Origin of the sequence: Rugamonas aquatica, from assembly GCF_009380215.1 — a bacterium.
Classification (GTDB): domain Bacteria; phylum Pseudomonadota; class Gammaproteobacteria; order Burkholderiales; family Burkholderiaceae_D; genus Rugamonas; species Rugamonas aquatica_B.
Window position 1 is genome coordinate 725827 of sequence record NZ_WHUG01000001.1, and the last position, 21306, is coordinate 747132.

Annotated in this window: 23 protein-coding genes; 7 read left to right on the plus strand and 16 right to left on the minus strand. The window is 64.3% G+C overall.

Annotated elements, in window-relative coordinates:
- Positions 1 to 88 precede the first annotated feature (88 nt).
- Both GEV02_RS03135 and GEV02_RS03140 read right to left on the minus strand, forming a co-directional pair.
- On the minus strand, positions 89 to 760 hold the full coding sequence (locus tag GEV02_RS03135) for an ankyrin repeat domain-containing protein (RefSeq protein ID WP_152836460.1): 672 nt from the start codon (positions 758 to 760) through the stop codon (positions 89 to 91).
- A 7-nt stretch (positions 761 to 767) separates the two neighbouring features.
- Positions 768 to 1547 (minus strand): TatD family hydrolase, encoded by a 780-nt coding sequence (locus GEV02_RS03140; protein WP_152836461.1) that lies wholly within the window; start codon positions 1545 to 1547, stop codon positions 768 to 770.
- A gap of 68 nt (positions 1548 to 1615) precedes the next feature.
- Between GEV02_RS03140 and GEV02_RS03145 the strand changes: the two genes are divergently transcribed.
- Positions 1616 to 2620: an alpha/beta fold hydrolase gene (locus tag GEV02_RS03145; RefSeq protein ID WP_152836462.1), complete on the plus strand. Its 1005-nt coding sequence runs from the start codon at positions 1616 to 1618 to the stop codon at positions 2618 to 2620.
- 3 nt (positions 2621 to 2623) lie between these two features.
- Here the strand turns inward: GEV02_RS03145 and GEV02_RS03150 are convergent, their stop codons facing one another.
- The 5 genes from GEV02_RS03150 to mltG are packed head-to-tail and all read right to left on the minus strand — an operon-like array spanning position 2624 to position 6264.
- Positions 2624 to 3145, minus strand: coding sequence for a GNAT family N-acetyltransferase (locus GEV02_RS03150; RefSeq protein ID WP_152836463.1), 522 nt, complete (start codon positions 3143 to 3145; stop codon positions 2624 to 2626).
- A 34-nt stretch (positions 3146 to 3179) separates the two neighbouring features.
- The gene (locus tag GEV02_RS03155) at positions 3180 to 3563 is read right to left on the minus strand and encodes a PilZ domain-containing protein (RefSeq protein ID WP_008448417.1); all 384 of its coding nucleotides are present in this window, start codon (positions 3561 to 3563) and stop codon (positions 3180 to 3182) included.
- 10 nt (positions 3564 to 3573) lie between these two features.
- Complete coding sequence (locus GEV02_RS03160) at positions 3574 to 4605, minus strand: DNA polymerase III subunit delta' (protein ID WP_152801698.1); 1032 nt, start codon at positions 4603 to 4605, stop codon at positions 3574 to 3576.
- A gap of 42 nt (positions 4606 to 4647) precedes the next feature.
- Positions 4648 to 5271, minus strand: coding sequence for a dTMP kinase (tmk, locus tag GEV02_RS03165; RefSeq protein ID WP_152836464.1), 624 nt, complete (start codon positions 5269 to 5271; stop codon positions 4648 to 4650).
- Positions 5272 to 5274: 3 nt separating this feature from the next.
- Positions 5275 to 6264, minus strand: coding sequence for an endolytic transglycosylase MltG (mltG, locus tag GEV02_RS03170; RefSeq protein WP_152836465.1), 990 nt, complete (start codon positions 6262 to 6264; stop codon positions 5275 to 5277).
- A 157-nt stretch (positions 6265 to 6421) separates the two neighbouring features.
- On the opposite strand from mltG, the gene ygfZ reads away from it, so the two are divergent.
- The 5 genes from ygfZ to GEV02_RS03195 all read left to right on the plus strand — a co-directional run bounded on the left by ygfZ (position 6422) and on the right by GEV02_RS03195 (position 12362).
- Positions 6422 to 7438 (plus strand): CAF17-like 4Fe-4S cluster assembly/insertion protein YgfZ, encoded by a 1017-nt coding sequence (gene ygfZ / locus GEV02_RS03175; protein WP_152836466.1) that lies wholly within the window; start codon positions 6422 to 6424, stop codon positions 7436 to 7438.
- Position 7439: 1 nt separating this feature from the next.
- Positions 7440 to 7727 (plus strand): DUF4936 family protein, encoded by a 288-nt coding sequence (locus GEV02_RS03180; RefSeq protein ID WP_152836467.1) that lies wholly within the window; start codon positions 7440 to 7442, stop codon positions 7725 to 7727.
- Positions 7718 to 8461, plus strand: a complete 744-nt coding sequence (locus GEV02_RS03185; RefSeq protein WP_152836468.1) for an NRDE family protein — start codon at positions 7718 to 7720, stop codon at positions 8459 to 8461. Before GEV02_RS03180 ends, GEV02_RS03185 begins: the two co-directional genes overlap by 10 nt.
- A 59-nt stretch (positions 8462 to 8520) precedes the next feature.
- A complete protein-coding gene (locus tag GEV02_RS03190; RefSeq protein WP_152836469.1) occupies positions 8521 to 9324 on the plus strand; it encodes a type 2 periplasmic-binding domain-containing protein in 804 nt (267 codons plus the stop codon).
- A 131-nt stretch (positions 9325 to 9455) separates the two neighbouring features.
- The gene (locus tag GEV02_RS03195) at positions 9456 to 12362 is read left to right on the plus strand and encodes a TonB-dependent receptor domain-containing protein (RefSeq protein WP_152836470.1); all 2907 of its coding nucleotides are present in this window, start codon (positions 9456 to 9458) and stop codon (positions 12360 to 12362) included.
- On the opposite strand, the gene GEV02_RS03200 is transcribed toward GEV02_RS03195, so the two are convergent.
- The 3 genes from GEV02_RS03200 to GEV02_RS03210 are packed head-to-tail and all read right to left on the minus strand — an operon-like array spanning position 12359 to position 14216.
- Positions 12359 to 12841, minus strand: coding sequence for an SRPBCC family protein (locus GEV02_RS03200; protein ID WP_152836471.1), 483 nt, complete (start codon positions 12839 to 12841; stop codon positions 12359 to 12361). The two genes, GEV02_RS03195 and GEV02_RS03200, sit on opposite strands and share 4 nt — an antisense overlap.
- A gap of 11 nt (positions 12842 to 12852) precedes the next feature.
- Entirely contained in the window at positions 12853 to 13287 is a 435-nt protein-coding gene (locus GEV02_RS03205; protein WP_152836472.1) for a GNAT family N-acetyltransferase, read from the minus strand.
- A complete protein-coding gene (locus tag GEV02_RS03210) occupies positions 13284 to 14216 on the minus strand; it encodes a LysR substrate-binding domain-containing protein (RefSeq protein WP_328595701.1) in 933 nt (310 codons plus the stop codon). The genes GEV02_RS03205 and GEV02_RS03210 overlap by 4 nt, the downstream gene beginning before the upstream one ends.
- Before the next feature lie 81 nt (positions 14217 to 14297).
- Here GEV02_RS03210 and GEV02_RS03215 point away from each other — a divergent pair, with 81 nt between their 5' ends.
- Positions 14298 to 15374 carry a tartrate dehydrogenase gene (locus tag GEV02_RS03215; protein ID WP_152836473.1) on the plus strand — a complete coding sequence of 359 codons (1077 nt, stop codon included), beginning with the start codon at positions 14298 to 14300 and terminating at the stop codon, positions 15372 to 15374.
- Positions 15375 to 15406: 32 nt separating this feature from the next.
- On the opposite strand, the gene GEV02_RS03220 is transcribed toward GEV02_RS03215, so the two are convergent.
- The 6 genes from GEV02_RS03220 to GEV02_RS03245 form a co-directional block, all read right to left on the minus strand.
- Positions 15407 to 16276 carry a hypothetical protein gene (locus tag GEV02_RS03220; protein ID WP_152836474.1) on the minus strand — a complete coding sequence of 290 codons (870 nt, stop codon included), beginning with the start codon at positions 16274 to 16276 and terminating at the stop codon, positions 15407 to 15409.
- Positions 16276 to 17181, minus strand: a complete 906-nt coding sequence (locus GEV02_RS03225; RefSeq protein WP_152836475.1) for an SDR family oxidoreductase — start codon at positions 17179 to 17181, stop codon at positions 16276 to 16278. Before GEV02_RS03225 ends, GEV02_RS03220 begins: the two co-directional genes overlap by 1 nt.
- Positions 17181 to 18188, minus strand: a complete 1008-nt coding sequence (locus GEV02_RS03230; protein ID WP_152836476.1) for an NADP-dependent oxidoreductase — start codon at positions 18186 to 18188, stop codon at positions 17181 to 17183. The genes GEV02_RS03225 and GEV02_RS03230 overlap by 1 nt, the downstream gene beginning before the upstream one ends.
- A 2-nt stretch (positions 18189 to 18190) precedes the next feature.
- Entirely contained in the window at positions 18191 to 18973 is a 783-nt protein-coding gene (locus GEV02_RS03235; RefSeq protein WP_152836477.1) for an SDR family oxidoreductase, read from the minus strand.
- 99 nt (positions 18974 to 19072) lie between these two features.
- Entirely contained in the window at positions 19073 to 19375 is a 303-nt protein-coding gene (locus tag GEV02_RS03240) for a Dabb family protein (RefSeq protein ID WP_152836478.1), read from the minus strand.
- Between the two features lie 26 nt (positions 19376 to 19401).
- Positions 19402 to 21303, minus strand: a complete 1902-nt coding sequence (locus tag GEV02_RS03245; RefSeq protein ID WP_152836479.1) for an acyl-CoA dehydrogenase — start codon at positions 21301 to 21303, stop codon at positions 19402 to 19404.
- Positions 21304 to 21306 lie beyond the last annotated feature (3 nt).

Here is a 21306-nt window from a genome sequence, read left to right on the forward strand (position 1 = left end):
ACCATTATCGTTAACAATGTCGACGATCCAAGCTTGGAACTGCGCGCCAAAAACCCACCAATTCCGGCGTTGTCAATTGAGCATGCCGCTAGCGTGCGGTCTTTGCTGCCAGATGAGCGTTGATGGTTTTCGCGATCCAGGGCTTGTCCGCCTTGGTCGCGAATTCGGCGGCGGTCAGGTGGAAGCCGCCATCCTTCAGGGTAGCGTCGGCGCCTTGCTCCAGCAATAACTCCACCACTTTCTCCTGGCCTTCGCGCGCGGCGATCATCAGCGGCGTCATGCCGGACGGCGATTCGGCGTCAATGTAGGCGTGCTTGTCGAGCAGGATGGTGGTGATCTCGGTGCTGCCGGCCGCCGCCGAGTAATGCAAGGCGCACCAGCCCTTCTGGTTGACCTGGGCGCCGCGCTTTATCATGTCCAGCACGGTTTCCTTGTTTTGGCGGAAGGCCGCCATCATCAGCGCGGTATTGCCGTTGGGTGCTTTCGCTTCCAGGTCGATGCCGGGCTGGTCCATCAGGAATTGGGCCACCCGGTAGGCTTCGTAGCGCATCGCGACGATCAACGCCGTCTCGCCGCCCGGTTCGCGCACATTCGGACTCAGGCCGCGCGCCAGCAGCTTCTTCACGGCGGACAGGTTATCCAGTTGTATAGCGCGGAACAGGTCGACTTCGTCTTCGGTCTGCTCGGCGGCGAGGACCGGCACGGCCACAGCCAGCGCCAGGGCCGCCAACAGCGCGCGGCGTTTCGATAGATTCAGCATAGGAAGCTCACGCCGTCACGTTGAATAGTTTGAAGAAATTGGCGGTCGTCTGTTCGGCGACCAGCTCCACCGGCACGCCCTTGAGCTTGGCGATGTACTCGCCGACATGGGCGACGAAGCCCGGCTCGTTCATCTTGCCACGGTGCGGCATCGGCGCCAGGTAAGGCGAATCGGTTTCGATCAGGATGCGTTCCAGCGGCACTTCCAGCGCCACCGCCTGCAAATCCTTGGCGCTCTTGAAGGTGACGATGCCGGAGAAGGAAATGTAGAAGCCCATCTCGATCGCCGCGCGCGCCACCTCCAGCGACTCGGTAAAGCAGTGCATGACGCCGGCCACGCCGCCCGCTTCGGTACCTGCGCCCTCTTCGCGCATGATGCGGATGGTGTCTTCGCTGGCGTTGCGGGTGTGGATAATCAGCGGCTTGCGCGTGATGCACGATGCCTTGATGTGCGTGCGGAAGCGCTCGCGCTGCCACTCCAGGTCGCCTTGCAGGCGGAAGTAGTCAAGCCCGGTCTCGCCGATGGCGATGATCTTGGGATCGTTGGCCAGCTCGACCAGCTGTTCGACGCTGGGCTCAGGCGTGTCTTCATAATCCGGGTGCACGCCAACTGAGGCGTAGATGTGCGGATATTCGTGGGCCAGCGCCAGCACTTGGGGGAAATCCGGCAAATCGACCGACACGCACAGCGCGTGGGTCACTTTGTTGTCGGCCATCTTGGCCAGGATTTCGGGCATGCGAGCAGCCAGCTCGGGGAAATTAATGTGGCAATGGGAATCGATAAACATGGCGTGATTGTAACTCAAGCGCGCCTGGCCTAGAATCGGCGTTCCTAATCACTGCCGGAGTTCGCCTGATGTTCAGCCGTCTTGTGCCCGCACTTGTACTCTCCCTGCCCCTGGCCGCCACCGCCGATGCGCCACCCCAGCAATTCGCCGACCTCGGCGACGTGCACCTGGAAAGCGGCGCCGTCATCAAGGACTGCAAGCTCGGCTACCGCACCATCGGCACATTGAACGCGGCCCGTTCCAACGCGGTCGTGTTCCTGCCCTGGCACACCGGCACCAGTGCCGAGGCGGTCGAGCTGCTGGGCCCCAAAGGCTTGCTCAACACGGCCGGGCATTACGTGATCGTGATCGATGCGATCGGCAACGGCGTGGCTTGCTCGCCGTCCAACAGCGCGACGCAGCATGGCACGGCCTTCCCGGTCTTCACCGTGCGCGACATGGTGGAGTCCGAGTTCCGCCTGTTGAACGACAAGCTCGGCATCAAGCATGTGCATGCGATCGTCGGCTATTCGATGGGCGGCACGCAGACCTTCCAGTGGTTGGTCAGTCATCCCGGCTACATGGACGTGGCCGTGCCTATTGCCGGCACGCCGCGCCAGACCAGCTACGACCTGCTGTTCTGGCGCACCGAGGAAGCGGCGATGCTGGTCGACCCCGAATACGCCAATGGCGAATACAAGCAGAACCCAAGGCTGCCGCTCTACCACCAGATCTTCGCCATGCATTTCGATACGCCTACCTACCGCAGCGCCAAGACCAAGCCGGCCGAGGTGGAGAAGTTCATCGCAAAGACAGTGGAGCCAGATCCGGATGCGGCCGATGCCAACGACTCGCGCTGGCAAATCCGCGCCTTCCTGACTCAGGATATCGGCGACGATGCCGCCGGCAAGGTGAAGGCGCGGGTGCACATCATCAACCCGCGCCAAGACTTGATCGTCAATCCTGAACCGGCGCTGGCGTTCGCCCGCAAGGTGCGGGCCACGACCACGGTGCTGGAAGGCGATTGTGGCCATTCAGCGGTGGTGTGCGCCACCGACCAGATACGTGCAGCCGTCGACCGCGCGCTGAAGTAACGATCAGGCTACGCGCTTGCCCAGGATGATCAGGTCGCGCTCGATGCCGTCCAAATTGGCTACCTTGGGCAGGTTGGCCCAAGTGGCAAAGCCGAACTTGGCGAACAGGCCCAGGCTAGGCTGGTTGTGGCCGAAGATAAAGCCCAGCAAGGTGTGCACCTTGATCGAGGGTGCGTGAGCGATGGCCTGCGCGATGCAGTAGCCGCCCACGCCCTTTCCGCGCCAGGCCTCGGCGATGTAGATCGAAATCTCCGACGTGCCCGAGTAGGCCGGACGGCCGTAGAAGTTCGAGTACGACATCCAGCCCAGCGTTTCCGGTTGGGCCGCCGTATCGTAAGCCCGCTCGATGATCCACAGCGGGCGCTTGTCCGGCGTGTGCTCGTGGAACCAGCCCAAGCGCGACTCCACCGATACCGGCTCGGTATCAGCCGTCACTTCGCGCGAAGCGATGGTGGTGTTGTAGATGGCAACGATGGTCGGCAAATCGTCGAGCGTGGCAAGGCGGTGGCGGAAAGCTGTGGTCATGTCGTTCGGAACAGTGGGGAAGTTAAAGCGTGCTTTAAAGCGTGTGGGTGGCGCGCGATGAACGCAGCGCCGCGCCGAGTATTTCTTCGATGCGCAGACGGGCGCGCTGGCCGCTCTCGTCTTCCGGGAAATGCACACCGATGCCCTGCGCCTTGTTGTTGTGCGCGCCGGCCGGCGTGATCCAGGCGACCTTGCCCGCGATCGGATATTTGTTGGGGTCGTCCATCAGCGCTAGGATCAGGTAGATCTCGTCGCCGATCTTGTACGGCTTCTGGGTCGGCACGAACATGCCGCCGTTTTTCAGGAAAGGCATATAGGCCGCGTACAGCGCGGCTTTTTCCTTGATGGCCAGCGACAATACCGTCGGCCGCGCAACGGCTGGCGCGGCGGTCGGGTCGAGAGGGCTGGCAGCGGACATGGACTCCCTTTCAGGCGCAGCAGGCGGCGTAATCGAGCAACATATCCTCCAGGAACAGCTTCGGCGACAGCGGATGATCTGCGGTCGCCCGGCGTTCGTTCGCTCCCTTGATCGCTGCCATCAGGCGGCTGACGTGGATCTTGCCAGCCAGGCTGGCCAGTTCCTTCTGGTAGCGCGGATAGTACCGGATGTTACCTGCCAGTTTGTAGGAAAACAGGTCATAAAGCCAGCGCTGCAACCAGGAAACCTGTGCACTGAGCGGCACTTTTTGCAGTTTGTCGGCAACTTTTAACGCGCCCTCGACGCTGGGATGGGCCAGCAGTTGCAGCAACACTTCCAGATCGTCGCGGTTGCCGGTTTCCGCCTGCGTCATCGCGGCCAGCGGCGCGCCGCCCTGCTCGCGCAGCCAGCTGTCGGCGTCCGGCACACCCTGGGCCTTCAACCAGGCCAGCGCCTCGGCGTGGCTGGGCATGGGCAGCGCGAACTTGCGGCAGCGCGACAGAATCGTCGGCAGCAGCCGGTCCAGGCTGTTGGAGGCCAGCAGGAACACCGTGCCCGGCGGCGGCTCTTCCAGCGTCTTCAGCAAGGCGTTGGAGGCCGGCATGTTCAGCGCCTCGGCCGGATACAGCACCACCACCCGCAGCCCCTGGCGGTGAGTGGAAATGTTCATGAAATCCGACAGGTTGCGGATTTGCTCGATCTTGATCTCTTTGGACGGCGCCTTGGTCGACTTGGCGGTCTTCTTGGCCTCGCCCTCACCCTCTTCGCTCTCGGCGGGCTCGTCTTCCAGCGCTTCCGGCCGCACGCGGCGGTAGTCAGGGTGGTTTTGCTGGGAGAACCAGCCGCAGGACGCGCACTGGCCGCAGGCATGGCCGTCCGGCAGCACGGCCTCGCACAACAGGCCCTGGGCGAAGCGTTCGATGAAGTCGGACTTGCCTATCCCGGCGGCGCCATGGAACAGGATGGCGTGCGGCATGCGCTGGCGCAGCAGTTGCAGCTGCTGCCAGGACGATTCTTGCCACGGATATATGGAATTGCTCATTGTTTGGTATTCTGTTTTAAAACAATCGCTTATGCAATACTTTTAAAGTGCAAGCATTTCATCGAGGATGGCCGCGATCCGCACCTGAATGTCCGGAATCGACTGGGTCGAGTCGATCACGCGGAAGCGGGCCGCGAACTGGGTGGCGCGGCGCAGGTACTCGTTGCGGGTGGCGGCGAAGAAGTCGGCCTTTTCTTGCTCGAACTTGTCCAGCGAGCGGGTGGCGTCCAGGCGCGCGCGCGCCACTTCCAGCGGCACGTCGAACAGCAGCGTAAGGTCCGGCTGCAGATGCGGGTGCACCCACTGCTCCAGCGCCTCCAGCTTGGCCAGGTCCATGCCCCGGCCGCCGCCCTGGTAGGCGAAGCTGGCGTCGGTGAAGCGGTCGGAGATGGCCCAGGCGCCGCTGTGCAGCGCAGGCTCGATCACCTGGGCGATGTGCTCGCGGCGGCTGGCGAACATCAGCAGCGCCTCGGTTTCCAGATGCATTTTTTCGTGCAGCACCAGGTCGCGCAGTTTTTCACCCAGCGGCGTGCCGCCCGGTTCGCGCGAGCTGATCAGCTTGATGCCCTTGTTCTTCAGATAGTCGCCGACAAAGGCGATGTGGGTCGATTTGCCGGCGCCGTCTATGCCTTCAAAGGTGATGAATTTACCGCGGTGTTGAGTCATGAATTATCTTTGGTACTTGTTGACCGCCCGGTTGTGGTCGGTCAAATTATCGGAGAACTGGCTGGTGCCGTTGCCCTTGGAAACGAAATACAGCGCCGGCGTCTTCGCCGGCGCCAGCGCCGCTGCCAGCGACTGCACGCCCGGCAAGGCGATCGGCGTCGGCGGCAGGCCGGTGCGGGTATAGGTATTGTACGGGGTGTCGGTCTCCAGATCCGATTTGCGGATCTTGCCGTCGTAGCGGTTGCCCATGCCGTAGATCACGGTCGGGTCGGTCTGCAGCAGCATGCCCAGCTTCAGGCGGTTGACGAACACGCCGGCGATCATGCCGCGCTCGGACTTCTGGCCCGTTTCCTTTTCGACAATCGACGCCATGGTCAGCGCCTCATACGGAGTCTTGTACGGCAGCGCCGGGTCGCGCTTGTCCCAGGCCTCGTTCAGGCGGCTGAGCAGCATGGCGTGCGCCTGCTTGTAGATCTGCAAATCGCTGGCGCCCTTGGCGAACAGATAGGTATCGGGGAAGAACATCCCCTCCGGCAGCTTGTATTCCGAGCCGATCGCGCTCATCACTTCCTTGTCCGACAGCGCCACCGTATCGTGCTTCAAGCCCTTGTGGGCGGCGATGGCCGCCCGCATCTGGCGGAAGGTCCAGCCTTCGATGATGGTCAGCTGCTCCTGCGCGAACTCGCCGCGCACCAGCTGGTCGATCAGGCGCAGCGGCGTGGTGCCCGGCTTCAGTTCATAGGCGCCGGCCTTCAGTTTGCTGCTTTTATTGGTGACGCGCGCCAGCAGGTTGAACAGCAGCGGCTCGATGGGCACGCCCGCTTCGGCGATCTGCTGGCCGGCGGCATGGGCGCCGCTGCCGGGCGCGATGGTGAATTCGATGGCTTCGATCTCATCCCCGATGATCGGATGCTGGGACCAGTAGACAAAATAGCCGCCGCCGGCGATGGCCAGCATGATGCAAAGGGTGATGATTTTTTTTATAAAAGCCATTGTTTAAAGCCGTTGGGTTGGATCAAGTCGCACAGCTTGCCACTTCTTGGCACAGTCCGCCAGTGCCGCGTTTTGCGCGGCATCCGACGCGATCCGTCCGACATCACTATAATGAGCCCGTAATGATAATGCTTTAATCGTCAAATTATTGGAAATTATGTCTTCTTGGAATGAACTTTTAGCACAGCAAGCCCAGCCGCTGACCACCACCCAGCTGGCCGTGGGCTTTGTCGCGCCGATCGGCGACCAGGGCCTGATCGCGCTGGACGGCGAGGAATCGGCCGGTTTCCTGCACAACCAGCTGACCAACGACGTCGAGCACCTGAGCCCTGGCGAAGTCCGCCTGGCCGGTTACTGCTCGCCCAAAGGCCGGCTGCTGGCCTCGTTCCTGATGTGGCGTAACGAAACCACTATCTTCCTGCAACTGCCGCGCGAGATCCAGGCGCCGGTGCAGAAGCGCCTGTCGATGTTCGTGCTGCGCGCCAAGACCAAGCTCAGCGACGCTGGCGAGCTGCCGGGCAACCAGGTCGTGCTGGGCCTGGGCGGCGGCATGGCCGAAGACGTGCTGCAAAACTGGTTCGACCCGCTGCCGGCTAAACCGTTCACCAAGCTCGACCATCCGCTCGGCACGCTGCTGCGCGTGGCCGATGCGTTTGGCGCGGCGCGCTACCAGTGGCTGATGTCGGCCGAGGTCGCGCAAACCGTGGTGCCCGAGCTGGCGGCCAAGCTGTCGGTCGGCCGCACGGACGCCTGGCACCTGTCGGAAATCCATGCCGGCATTCCGCAGATTACCAAGGCCACGCAGGAACAGTTCGTGCCGCAGATGGTCAACTTCGAACTGCTGGGCGGCGTCAACTTCAAGAAGGGTTGCTATCCGGGCCAGGAAATCGTCGCCCGCAGCCAGTACCTGGGCAAGCTCAAGCGGCGCACCACCCTGGTCAGCATTTCCGACGCGGCCGCTGCGGCCGGTGTCGAAGTGTTCGCCACCGCCGATCCTGAGCAGCCATGCGGCATGGTGGTCAACGCCGCGCCCAACGGCAAGGGCGGCATCGACGCGCTGGTCGAAATGAAACTGGCCGCCATCGACGCGGCTTCGGTCCGCCTGGGCTCGGCAGACGGTGCACCGCTGATCTTCCTCGACATGCCATACGTGCTGGACCCACTCGATCTCTAGCATGGATCTCTACATCTACTATCAGGTCAAGGACGGCGACGCGCCATCCTTGCTGGCGGCGGTCGTCGCCATGCAGGCCGCGCTGGGCGCGCAGCATGGCGTCGCCTGCCAGCTCAAGCGCAGGCCGCAAGCGACCGACGGCAAGCAGACATGGATGGAAGTCTATGCCGCCACGCCCGACGGTTTTGCTACCACGCTGGAGCGCGCCGTCGAACAGGCCGGATTGCCAGCCTTGATCGCCGGCCCGCGTCACACCGAAGTTTTTACGGATTTAGTCACATGTGCCTGATCGTTTTTGCCTGGCGGGTCATACCGGCAGTACCGCTGGTGGCCGCGGCCAACCGTGATGAGTTCTACCAGCGCGCCACCGCGCCGGCCGCCGCATGGCCGGAACATCCGCAAATCTATGCCGGCCGCGACCTGCAAGCCGGCGGCAGCTGGATGGGCATCACCCAACCGGCAGCGGGCCGCAACGCCTCGCGCTTTGCCGCCATCACCAACATCCGCGCGCCGTCCGAACACCGCGACGACGCGCCCTCGCGCGGCCACCTGGTCGCCGACTTCCTGGCCGGCAGCATGACGCCGCAGGAATACGTTAACACCATCCGCGCCGATGCCGCCGCCTACAACGGCTTCAACCTGGTGCTAAGCGATGGCGACACGCTGATCTGGTTCTCCAACCGCGGCGACGCCGACCCGCGCAACGGCCGGCCGCTGGAGCCGGGCGTGTACGGCCTGTCCAACGCGCTGCTGGATGCGCCGTGGCCGAAGGTGGTCAAGACCAAAGCCCAGTTCGCCAGCCTGCTGTGCCTGGGCGCGCCGGACGACGCCTTCTTCGAAATGCTGGCCGACACCACGCCCGCGCCCGACCAGCGCCTGCCGGAAACCGGCGTGCCGCTGGACCTCGAACGCATGCTGTCGGCGGTACGCATCGAAAGCCCGAGCTACGGCACGCGCACTTCCACCGTGGTGAAGCTCTACGCCGATGCACCGGCGACCTTGCAAGAGATGCTGATACACTAGCGAACAGACCCGTCTGCGTCCGGCCATCCCGGCCCGCCGCAGGACTTGCTACTTGTACCATGCCTATGCGTGTAACGCTGCTGCTGTCCCTACCGATGTTGACCTTGCTGGCCGGCCAGGCCGCAGCGGCCTGCGCGCCACTGCGTTTCGGCTACACCGACCAGGCCGTCCCACCCTATTACCTCGGCTCCGGCCCCGAAGAAGCCAAGCCGGCCGCCGGCGCACTGGCCGAACTGACCCGCGACGCCGCCGCCAGCGCCGGCTGCAAGACGGTGATGGTGCGCATGCCGCCGCCGCGCCTGCGCATGAGCATGGAAGCGGGCAAGATCGACGCCACCTCGCTGTTTTCGCCTGAAGTGATCGGCTCATCGCCGCAAATCGTTTATCCGCTCGACAAACACGGCAAGCCCGACCCGACGCGCGGCATGGCCTTGTACAGCGTGGTGTTCGTCCGCACCGCCGACGGCTTGCCCAAGAACGGCGATCCGTCCGTGGTGATGCGCGGCCGCATCATCGGCCTGTCGCACGGCGCGCCGCACATCAAGGTGCTGCGCGAGCGCGGCGTGCAGGTCGACCAGGGCGCCGCCAATCCCGACACCAACTTCGAAAAGCTGCGGCGCCACCGCATCGATGGCTTTGCCGTGTCGCTGGCTTCGCAGGATGATATGGACGCCACCGTGGCCGCGCGCTACGGCAAGGAGTTCACCCGCCTCGACAAGCCGCTGTTCACCTCCAACGCCTGGCTGGCCCTGAGCAAGACATATTACGACCAGAACCCCAAGCAGGCCGAGGCCATCTGGCAATGGTATGGCACGCACGGCCCCGCGCGCCTGAGCGCCCTGCTCAAAAAATACGGGCAGTAAGCCTGTTGTGTTTATGGGCGAGAACAACGTAAATTGTTTACACCCTCCCACCTTGTTGCGTAAAGTGTTCTGTTAGAAATAGAACGCTAGCAACCAGCAATCCTGTTTTCATCCATTCAGGAGGGGTAGCCATGACAAGAACGATCTCGCGCCACAATGCATGGCGCGCCTTGGGGGCCTGCGGCATGGCGCTCGGCAGCCAGGCAGGCTGGGCCCAGGACGGCGCGGCGGACATGACGACCGTGCACGTGACCGGCACCCGGCTGGCCGCGCCCGGCGCGGAATCGCCCTCGCCGCTGCAGATCATCAGCGCGGCCGACATCGCCGCCTCCGGCGCCGCCAATCTGCAGGAACTGCTGCAAAAGAACCCAACGCTGGGCACGCCCGCGTTCAGCCGCAGCAATTCCAACTTTTTGCCGACCGGCGGCGGCGTCACCAGCGTCAACCTGCGCAACCTCGGCGATGCCCGCACGCTGGTGCTGGTCAACGGCCGGCGCTTCGTGGCGGGCGTGTCCGGCAGCAGCGCGGTCGACCTCAACGCCATCCCCACCGACTTCATCGACCGCATCGAACTGCTGACCGGCGGCGCCTCCGCCACGTATGGATCGGATGCCGTGGCCGGCGTCATCAACATCATCCTCAAGCGCAATCTGAGCGGGTTCAGTTTCGACGCCAGTACCGGCCGCAGCAGCCACGGCGACGACTTCAAGAAGAAAATGGCGCTCAGCTACGGCTACGACAGCGCCGACGGCCGCACCAGCCTGATGGGCCATCTGGCTTACTCGCGCCAGGGCGCCGTGTCTTCGCGCGACCGCGACATTTCGGCGCAGGACCAGATTTCAAAGATGCTCAGCACCGGACTGGCGGCCGATGCCTTTGTCCCCGTGCGCAACTACTCGGTGGCCGCGCCGCAGGGCCGCTTCTTCTACAACAAGGACGCGGCCGGCAAGGCGGGCAACTACACCTACGATGCGCAAGGCAATGTGATCCCCTGGTCCACCAACGGCGACGCCGCGCTCGGCCTGGCCGCGACCGGCTTCAACCGCTCAGCCTTCCGCACCATCGCCGTACCGACCGAGCGCTATCTGCTGGCGTTGAATGGCGAGCACGCATTCACGCCAGCCGTCACCGGCTTCGTCGAAGGCAATTACAGCAGCGCCAAGGTCCGTACCATCATCGAGCCGCTGGCCTTGTCCTCGGCGGACTTCTACAAAAGCAGCAACGGCCAGGTGCCGGCAGAAACCATGGTCAACGGCCTGCCGGTGCGCAATCCGCTGGTGCCGCAATACCTGTTCGACCGCATTGCCGACACCACCGGCGACGGCCTGCGCGATTACAGCTTCAGCCGCCGCCTATCCGAGATCGGCAACCGCCAGGCCGGCATCGACCGCGACACCTCGCGCCTGGCCACCGGTCTGAAAGGCACGCTGGACGGCTGGCGCTACGACAGCTATCTGGTCTACGGCAAGACCCGCGAACGCCAGCGGGCCGACGGCCAGGTCGATCTGCAAAAATTCCGCAACGCCATGCAAGCCATCCCCGATGCCGGCGGCGCCGCCATCTGCGCCGATGCGACGGCGCGGGCGCAGGGCTGCTCGCCGCTCAACCTGTTCGGCTACAACACCATCTCGCCGGCCGCGCTGGCTTATGTGACGGTGCCCAGCACGCTGGCCGTGGACATCACGCAGAAACTGGCCGGCGCTTCGATGAGCGGCGAAGCGTTCACGCTTCCGGCCGGCAAGGTCGGCGTGGCGGCCGGCTTCGAATGGCGCAAGGAAAGCTCGTCCAGCGTGCCCGATGCGCTGACCCAGGGCGGCCTCAATTCCAGCGCAGCCTTGCCCGCCACGGAGGGCAGCTTCTCGGTGCGCGAGTTCTTTGCCGAGGCGCGGGTGCCGCTGCTCAAGGACCGCGCATTTGCCAAAGACCTGAGCTTCCTGGGCGCCTTCCGCTCCGGCCACTACTCCACCGTCGGCACCGCCAACAGCTGGAACGCCGGCCTCGAATGGCGCGCGGCGGATACGCTCAAGCTGCGCGCCACCCGCGCACTGTCGACACGGGCGCCCAATATCAACGAGCTGTACCTGCCGCCCAGCCAGGTTTTCCCGACCGGTATCGTCGATCCGTGCAGCGGCGTCACGGCCAGTTCGAGCGGTGCACGCGACACCGCCTGCCGCGCCGACGCCGGCGTGATGGCAAACATTAACGCCAACGGCAAGTTCACGCTGAGCCAGCCGGACATCCAGGCGCTCAGCGGCTTCAATCGCGGCAACCCCGGCTTGAAAGCGGAGAAAGGCCGCTCCAGCACGGTCGGCATAGTGTACACGCCGGCCAGGTTCACTTTCACGGTCGACTACTTCAACATCAAGATCGCCGACGCCATCGTCACCACGCCGCGCCAGTACGCGCTCGACCAGTGCTACAACGGCGGCAACAGCAGCTTCTGCCAATTCATCACGCGCCGCGCCAGCAATTCCGGCGCCTTCAGCGCGGGTGCGCTGACCTATATCGACAGCGCCGTCACCAACAGCGGCGGCACCGGCACCTCGGGCGTCGATCTGACCGGCGCCTGGACCGGCCAGCTGGGACCGGGCCGCCTGGCCGCGCGCCTCGCCTACACGTATCTGAGGGAGTTCTACAACATACCGCTGCCGACCACGCCGGCCGACCAGGCCGCCGGTGAAGTGGGCTACCCGCGCAACAAGGCCATGCTCAACCTGGGTTATCAATGGCGGGAATGGACCATCAGCTCGACCACCAGCTACATCGGCGCCTCGGCGCTGGACGACCAGTTGCTGGCACAGTTCAAGCTGCCGGCCGGCAGCGTCAAGGTGGGCTCCAAGATCGTCAACGATTTCCAGTTCAGCTACGCGCTGCGCAAGACGCTGTCGCTTTATCTGGGCATCGACAACGCCTTCAACACCAAGCCCGCGCCTGTCATCAGCGGCCTGACCGGCGACACCATAGGCACCGAAACCAACGCCAGCGTCTACGATCCGATCGGCCGCCGCTACTACCTGGGCGTGCGCGGCAGTCTTTAACGTTGCTTCATATAGGCGACCAACTGGTCGAGGGCCTTGCCCCAGCCCTCCTGGAAGCCCATCTGCTTGTGCGCTTCGACGGTGGCCTCGTCCTTGTGGCGGGCGCAGGCGATGTAGCGTGTGCCGCCGTTGGGCAGCGGCTCCATCGACACCACGGCGGTGATGAAAGAATTGCCGGTCGGACGGTAGCCGGGGCCCAGCGCGTCGGTCCAGGTCAGTCGACGGTTTTCCACCACCTCCAGGTAGCAGCCGTGATTGTCGTGGCGCTCGCCGTTCGGGCCAGCCATCACCGAGCTGAACAGACCGCCCGGACGCAGGTCGCTTTGCGCCTCCAGGGTTTTCCATGGCGACGGCGTGAACCAGTGCACCAGATGCTCGGGTTTGGTCCACGCGGCCCACACCAGTTCCGGCGCGATGTCGATGTCGCGTTCAAACACCAGGTCCAGCTTGGGATCGAAGTTCTCTACGATGTGCGTCATGGTCATGCTCCTTAAAAGGTGTGCTGCATGTTGATGTGGGCGATGCCGGCCTCGTAGAACTCATCGCCATCGATGGCGAAGCCGTGGCGCTCGTAGAACGGGGCGGCGTGCGATTGCGCGCTCAACACCACTTGCTTGTCGCCACGCGCGCGCGCCTGCGCCATCAGCACTTGCAGCAAGGCGCCGCCGATGCCGGTGCCGCGCCCGGCCTGGCGCACCGCCATGCGGCCGATGTGGCCATCCGGCAGCAGTCGGCCGGTGCCGACCGGCTTGCCGTCCGCATCGTAGGCCACCGCGTGCAGGCAGACCGCGTCCATGTGGTCCATTTCCAGTTCGGCGGGGACTTTCTGTTCTTCGACGAAGACTTCAAAGCGTATCAGTTTGGCGTCGGCCTGGAGTGCGGTCCAGTCTCCGATACGGATGTCATGCTTGGCGGTGTGGCTCATCGGCGTGCAGGCTTAGTTGGGGATGGGCGATTGTCGCACGCCAGATGCCGCTCAAGGAAGTCCACACACACGCGAACCTTGGCCGAACCCGCCAGCCGTTGCGGATACACCGCCCAGACGTTGGCGGCCTGCGTGTACTCCGGCAGCACCTGCACCAGCTCGCCACGGTCCAGCAGCGGCTGCGCATCCCAGCGCGAGCGCAGCACGATGCCGGCCCCCGCCACCGCCCATTGCAGCGCGATCTCGCCATGGTTGGACGACAGCGGCCCCGTCACCTTGACCGCGATCTCCTCCTGCGCGCCGCTGCGCAGGCGCCACACGCCGAACGGCATGTCGCGCTCCTTGATCGCCAGGCAGTCATGGCCGGCCAGCTCCTGCAGCGTGCGCGGCGTTCCGCGCCGCTTGAGATAAGCCGGCGCGGCGCACAGGATGCGGTGGTTGTCCATCAGCCGGCGTGCGATCAGGTGCGGCGCAATGTCGTCGCCGACGCGGATGTCCAGGTCGAAGCCCTCGCTGACGATATCGACCAGCCGGTCGAACACTTCCAGCCGGACTTCCAGCGCCGGGTGGGCTTTGAGCAGTCCGGCAATCGCCGGCGCCACCACGTTGCGACCGAAGCCGAAACTGCTGCTGACCCGCAGCAATCCACGCGGCACACCCTTGCGTTCGGCGACATCGTCGAACAGGCTGGCCAGGCTTTCCAGTATCGTCAGCGCGCGGGCATAGACCTGCTCGCCATCCTCGCTGAGCACGACCCGGCGCGTGGTGCGGTGGAACAGCCGCACACCCAGCGCCTCCTCCAGTATCCCGACGCGCTTGCTGACATAGGCGGGCGACATGCCCAGCGCCTGCGCCGCACCGGCAAAGCTGGATGCGCGCACCACCGCCACTAGCACGCGCAGGTCGTCGTTTTCTATCCGATTATTCACGATACGTGTTCCATAACATCACATTTCAACACATTCTAAACGAAGCGGATCGCGCTATCCTAGCCACCAAGGAGAACGCCCATGAAAACGCACAAAATCGCCGTCATCGCCGGAGACGGCATCGGCAAGGAAGTCATGCCCGAAGGCATACGAGTGGTTGAAGCCGCAGCCCGCCGCTTCAACATCCGGATCGAATGGACCCACTTCGAATGGGCCAGCTGCGACTACTACGCCGCACACGGCAAGATGATGCCGGACGACTGGTTCGAGCAGCTGAAAGGCTACGAAGCCATCTTCTTCGGCGCTGTCGGCTGGCCGGCGCTGGTGCCCGACCATGTTTCGCTGTGGGGCTCGCTGCTGAAGTTCCGCCGCCAGTTCGACCAGTACGTCAACCTGCGCCCGGTGCGTCTGATGCCCGGCGTGCCCTGCCCGCTGGCCAACAAACAGCCCGGCGACATCGACTTCTACATCGTGCGCGAAAACACCGAGGGCGAATATTCCTCCGTCGGCGGCCGCATGTTCGAAGGGACGGAGCGCGAGTTCGTGCTACAGGAAGCCATCTTCACCCGCACCGGCGTGGACCGCGTGCTGCAATACGCCTTCGACCTGGCGCAGAGCCGGCTGCGCAAGCACCTGACCTCGGCCACCAAATCGAACGGCATCTCGATCAGCATGCCCTACTGGGACGAACGCGTGGCCAACATGGCCAGGGACTATCCAGACGTGACATGGGACCAGTACCACATCGATATCCTGGCCGCGCGTTTCGTGTTGTCGCCAGAGCGTTTTGATGTGGTGGTGGCGTCCAACCTGTTCGGCGACATACTGTCCGACCTCGGCCCGGCCTGCACCGGCACCATCGGCATCGCGCCGTCGGCCAACCTGAATCCGGATCGGCAATGGCCGTCCCTGTTCGAGCCGGTACACGGCTCGGCGCCCGATATCTACGGCAAGAACATCGCCAATCCGGTCGCCATGATCTGGTCCGGTGCGATGATGCTGGACTTCCTCGGCAACGGCGACGCCAACTATCGCGCAGCGCACGACGCCATCGTCACCGCGATCGAAGCCTGGCTGTTGGACGGCCAGCGCACGCCGGACATGGGCGGCACGGCCAGCACCACGGAGGCCGGCTTGGCCATCGCCGCGAAGCTGTAGCCGATGGGCCGGCCGATCAGCTTAGCGGCTGCTTAGCGGCTGATTGGCTGGCGCTGCTTCCAGGCCAGGAAGATGCGGTTGGCCTGCGCATCGGCATCGCTTTTCTGTTGACCGTTGAGGTCTTTCGCCCACCCATCCAACAGCGCTTGCGGATAGATGGTGTCATTGCCATTGATCGGGCCGATCACTTTATTGACGGCCAAATGTTCCGCGTACAACTCCGCCGAGGTTTGCGTCTTGCCCAGTTCATGATGGCCAAGAGGACTGAACAGCAATGCATCCGCATATCCCAACGCGACGCGTTCTTCCAGGCGTTTCAACGCATCGCTGCGCCATTCGGCGACCGCCGGATCGTTCTGCCCGTTCGCCAGCGCTTCGCGGTCGCCGTTCGGGCCGGCGAGTATGTAGACGGACAAAGAGCCATCAACGTAGTGGTCGACCGCGTAGCTGAGGAGCTGGAAACGGTCCATGCGGGTTCGGCCCGTCAAGCCTGCGCAAGATTGGCGGAGCAGCCGCAAGGTGGGTTCGTCCGCCTTGTGCTGAAGCAGCTGAATCTGCATGCCGTCCGCCTCCTTGGTGACCTTGACCTCCTGGTTGTCGACAATTTCCTTGTCGCTTTCCAGCGTCAGGCATTGCTGGATTTTCTGGAACGCTGCGAACGACTTTTCCGGATCGCCTGCCGCATCGCGGACCTGGTCTTCGATAGACGTGCCGGCCGGCAGCGGTGCGGCTGCCGGCACATGGCCTGCCGCAGCGGCAGCCGCGGCCATCCGCTTGTCAGGCTGGGCACTGAAAGCCGGCACAAGCTGCTCCGGTGGCCGCGTCAGTAAATCGACGCCGCGCCAGACGCCCATGGCGGCAACGACCACCGACAGCAGCAACAGCAATCTTTTCGCAGTCATTAACCCAGCTTCATTTTCGCGCGCAAAGCTTCGCGCACATGCGGCGTGGCCGCATACGGATCGCCCGGATTGGTGCCGGCGACGATGTGCTGCATGCGTTCCTGCACACCGGCCAGCGCGCCTGGATGCGAGTAGATGTAAAAGTCGCCGTTGGCGATGGCCTTGAAAGTCATCTCAGCCACATCCTGAGCCGACACCTTGCCGGACGATACAGCCTTGTCCGTCATGGCTTGCGCCGCCAGCTGGCTAGCGGTCGGTCCTTGCGTCATCCGCACATCCTCAGGACGGTTGCGGTGCGACTGGCTGATCCCGGTCGGCACAAAATACGGACACAGTACCGACGCACCGATCGGCGCGTCAACCAGCTGCAGGTCCTGATACAAAGTCTCCGACAGCGACACCACCGCATGCTTGGACACGTTGTACACCCCCATCGCCGGCGCGTTCAGCAAACCCGCCATCGACGCCGTGTTGACGATGTGGCCTTCGAACGACGCGTCGCTCTTGGCCGATTCCAGCATCAGTCTGGTGAAGATACGCACGCCGTGGATCACGCCCCACACGTTCACGCCCATCACCCATTCCCAGTCGGCCTCGGTGTTTTCCCAGATCAGTCCGCCCGAACCGACGCCGGCATTGTTGAACACCAGATGCACGGCGCCGAACTCGGCGATTGCCGCATCGGCGAGCGCCTGCACCTGCTCGCCCTTGCGCACATCGCACAGCTGCGCGATGACGCTGGCGCCCTGCGCCTTCAGCTCGTCGGCCGCACGTTGCAGCGCATCGGCCTGCACATCGGCCAGCACCAGCTTCATGCCTTCACGCGCCGCCACGTTGGCGAATTCGCGACCCAAACCACTTGCGCCGCCGGTGATGACGACGACCTTGCCTCTGAATGTTTTCATTAGATGAGCTTGACCAGTTGTTTGCCGAAGTTATGCCCTTGCAGCAGGCCCATGAACGCTTGCGGCGCGGCCGCAAGGCCTTCCGCTACCGTTTCGCGGTATTTGATCTGATGATTGGCGACCAGCACGGCCAACTCCTGCAAGCCCTGCTGCCAGAATTCCATGTGTTCGGTGATGATGAAGCCGCGCACCGTCAGGCGGTTGAGCAGCAGCGGGCGCGAATTCTTGATCGGCATTTCCTGGCCGTTGAAGCCGGCGATCAGGCCGCACAGGGCCACACGGGCAAACGCGTTGGTGCGCGCCAGCGAGGCATCCAGGCAGGCGCCGCCGACGTTTTCAAAGATGGCGTCGACGCCGTCCGGCGTGGCGGCGGCCAGATCGACCTCCAGATTGCCGGCCTTGTAATCGACGCAGGCATGAAAGCCCAGTTGCTTGACCACGTACTCGCACTTCTCCGGCCCGCCGGCGATGCCGACCACATGGCAGCCGCGCAGCCGCGCCAGTTGCCCGACCACGCTGCCGACCGCGCCGGCGGCGGCCGACACCACCACGGTATCGCCAGCGCCAGCTTCGAGGATCTGGTTGAAGCCATACCACGCCGCCATGCCCGGCATGCCGACCACGCCCAGGTAGGCCGACAGCGGGATGCGCGTGGTGTCCAGCTTGCGCAGCAGGACGCCGTCCGACACGCCCATCTCGGCCCAGCCCAGTATGCCGCCGACGAACTCGCCGACCTCGTAATAGTCGTTGCGCGAGGCCACGACCTGGCCGGCCGTGCCGCCTATCATGGTCTGGTCCAGCGGCTGCGAGCTGGCGTAGCTCTTGGCCGAGCTCATGCGGCCGCGCATGTAGGGGTCCAGCGACAGATAGTGGTTGCGTATCAGGACTTCGCCGTCGGCCAGCTGGGGCACGTCCAGCGTCTCCAGTCGAAAGTTTTCCGGCGCCACCGGGCCGCGCGGACGCGCCGCCAGCACGATGCGCTGGTAAGTCTTGGGAATCTGCACCATGGTCAGACTGCCGACACGCCGCCGTCGACCGCCAGGATCTGGCCGGTGATGTGCTTGCCCGCGTCGGAAGCGAACAGTACGGCCGCACCTTTCAAGTCCTCGTCGTCGCCGAGGCGGCCCAGCGGTGCGTCCTTGGACAATTCGTCCGGGCCCAGTTTTTCCAGCAAGCCCTTGGTCATCTTGGATGGGAAGAAGCCCGGCGCCAGCGCGTTGACGGTGATGCCGTGACGGCCCCACTCACCCGCCAGCGTGCGCGTGAAGTTGACCAGCGCGCCTTTCGACGTGTTGTAGGCGATGGTCTGCATGGTGCCCGGCGGGTTGCCGGCCAGGCCGGCGATCGAGGCGATGTTGATGATGCGGCCGTAGCGGCGCGGGATCATCGAACGCTTGCCGACCAGCTGCGACACCACGAAGATGCTGCGGATGTTCAGGTTCATCACCTTGTCCCACGCTTCGACTGGATGATCTTCGGCGGGCGCGCCCCAGCTGGCGCCGGCGTTGTTGATGAGGATGTCGATGTGGCCGAGGTGGGCCAGCGCGGCCGTCACCAGCGCATCCGCATGCGCATCCTGCGACAGGTCGGCGGCGACGGCGTGGGCGTTGATGCCGTGGCTGGTCAGGAAGGCCACGGCCTCATCGAGATCGGCCTGCTTGCGCGAGGAGATAACGACCTTGGCGCCCTGCTCGCCCAGCGCCAGCGCCATTTGCAGGCCCAGGCCGCGCGAACCGCCGGTGATCAGCGCGGTCTTGCCGGCCAGGGAAAACAATTCTTGAGTGGTACGCATAGAGATTCCTATAAAGCGTCGCTCCCGCGCAGGCGGGAGCCCATACTTCGCCGGCCAGGATGCTCGGTATGGATTCCCGCGCGCGCGGGAATGACGGGGTTAGATTTCGTAGTCCATGCACTGGCGCGCATCGCGCACCGCGACGAAGAATGGCTTCATCGCCACGTGATCGGGATGGTTCTGGTATTCGTCCAGCGCGGCCTTGTCGGTGAATTCCGAGTACAGCATCACGTCGTAGGTCGCCTCCAGGCCGGGCTGGGCGATGACCGCCTCCAGCTTCAGCAAGCCCGGCACCAGGCCGATGCAGCCGTCCAGCAGCGCTTTCATCCTGGCCGCGTTGGCGGCGCGGTCGGCGCCTTCGGCATGGTCTTTCAGTTTCCACATTACGATGTGCTTGATCATTGTGTCTCGCTTTAGTTATCGCTTGTTTAGAACCACGCGTCGCGCATGTCGAGCGTGGTGGTGTCTATGCTGGCCAGCAGTTCCAGCTGTTGTTCGACTTTCGGCAATTCCCAGCGGAAGAAGTAGCGGCAGGCCTGCAGCTTGCCGCGATAGAAATCGGCATCACCTCCGTCCAGCGCCGCAGCGGCCAGCAAGGCCTGCTGCAACCAGATCCAGGCGACCACCACGTGGCCGACAGCTTCCAGGTACAGGCTGGCGTTGGCCAGGGTTTTGTTCATGTCGCCGGCAGCATACAGCTTTTGCGTGACGAGTTCCACTGCCTGCCACGCGGCGTCGAGCGCGGCGGCGTGGGCCAGCAGCTCCCGGCTGATGTTGGCCAGCTCGGCCAGTTCGGCCGGCAGCGCGTCCGGCGCGCCGACGCTGCCGCGCACTTTGCGCACCGTCTTGTGCAACTCGGCGCCGAAGGCCTTGAACAGCGCACCGTCCTGCATGCTGGCCTTGCGGCCCAACAGGTCTAGGCCGTGGATGCCGTGCGTGCCTTCGTGGATGGCGTTCAGGCGATTGTCTCGATAGAACTGTTCGACATTGTATTCCCGCGTATAGCCGTAGCCGCCGTGCACCTGGATCGCCAGGTTGTTGGCTTCAACGCACCACTGAGATGGCCATGATTTGGTGATCGGCGTCAGGAAGTCCAGCAGGCGCGCCGCATGTTCGCGGGCTTCGGGCGTTTCCGCGCTGTGCTGCTCGTCGACCAGGCGGGCGCTGTACAGCACCAAGCCCAGGCCGCCTTCAACATAGGCCTTCTGCGCCAGCAGCATGCGCCGCACGTCGGTGTGTTCGATGATGGGCAGTTGCGGCTGGGCCGGATCTTTCTGCGCGGGATGGCGGCCTTGCGGACGGTTGCGCGCATAGTCCAGCGCGTGCAGATAGCCGGTGTAGCCCAGCACCGCCGCGCCCAGGCCGACGCCGATGCGCGCTTCGTTCATCATGTGGAACATCTGGGCCAGGCCCTGGTGCGGATTGCCGACCAGGTAAGCGATGGCGCCGCCCTTGCCTTGCGGCTGGAACTTGCCTTCGCCGAAGTTGAGCAGGCAGTTGGTGGTGCCGCGATTGCCCATCTTGTGGTTGAGGCCGGCCAGTACGACGTCGTTGCGTTCGCCGAGGCTGCCGTCTTCGTTGACCAGGAACTTGGGCACGATGAACAGCGAAATGCCTTTGACGCCGGGGATCAGCTTGCCGTCCGGACCGGGTATCTTGGCCAGCACCAGGTGCACGATGTTCTCCGACAGATCGTGCTCGCCGGCCGAGATCCACATCTTGTTGCCGCTCAGGCGGAACTGGCGCTCGCCGTCCACGCCGGGCTGCGGGTCGGGCACGGCGCGGCTGGCGATGTCGGACAGGCTGGAACCGGCCTGCGGTTCGGACAAACACATCGTGCCGAAGTAGCGGCCCGCGAACATCGGGTCGACGTAGCGCCGCACCTGTTCCGCCGTGCCGCACTTGAGCAGGGTGTTGGCATTGCTCATCGTCAGGAAGGTGTAGGCGCTGGTGGCGACGTTGGCCGCCGTGAAATAGGCGGCCAGCGCCTTTTCCACCACCACCGGCAACTGCATGCCGCCGCGCTCGTAGTCCTGGCCCGCCGCCATCAGGCCGGCGGCCGAGAACGCGTTCAGCGCCGTCTTGACCTCATCGATGATGCGCACGTCGAGGCAGCGCTCGCCTGGCACGGCCTGCGGTTCCTCGTTGTCGCTCTTCTTGTTGTGCGGCGCGAACAGCTCGGTGGCGAGCTGCTCGGCCGTGTCGAGGGCGGCGTCGAAGGTTTCGCGGTTGTGGTCCTGGAAGCGGGCGCGCCGGGTCAGCGCCTCCGCATCCAGCCATTCGTACAGCATGAAGGCGATATCGCGCCGCGACAGCAATAGCGACTGCATGGC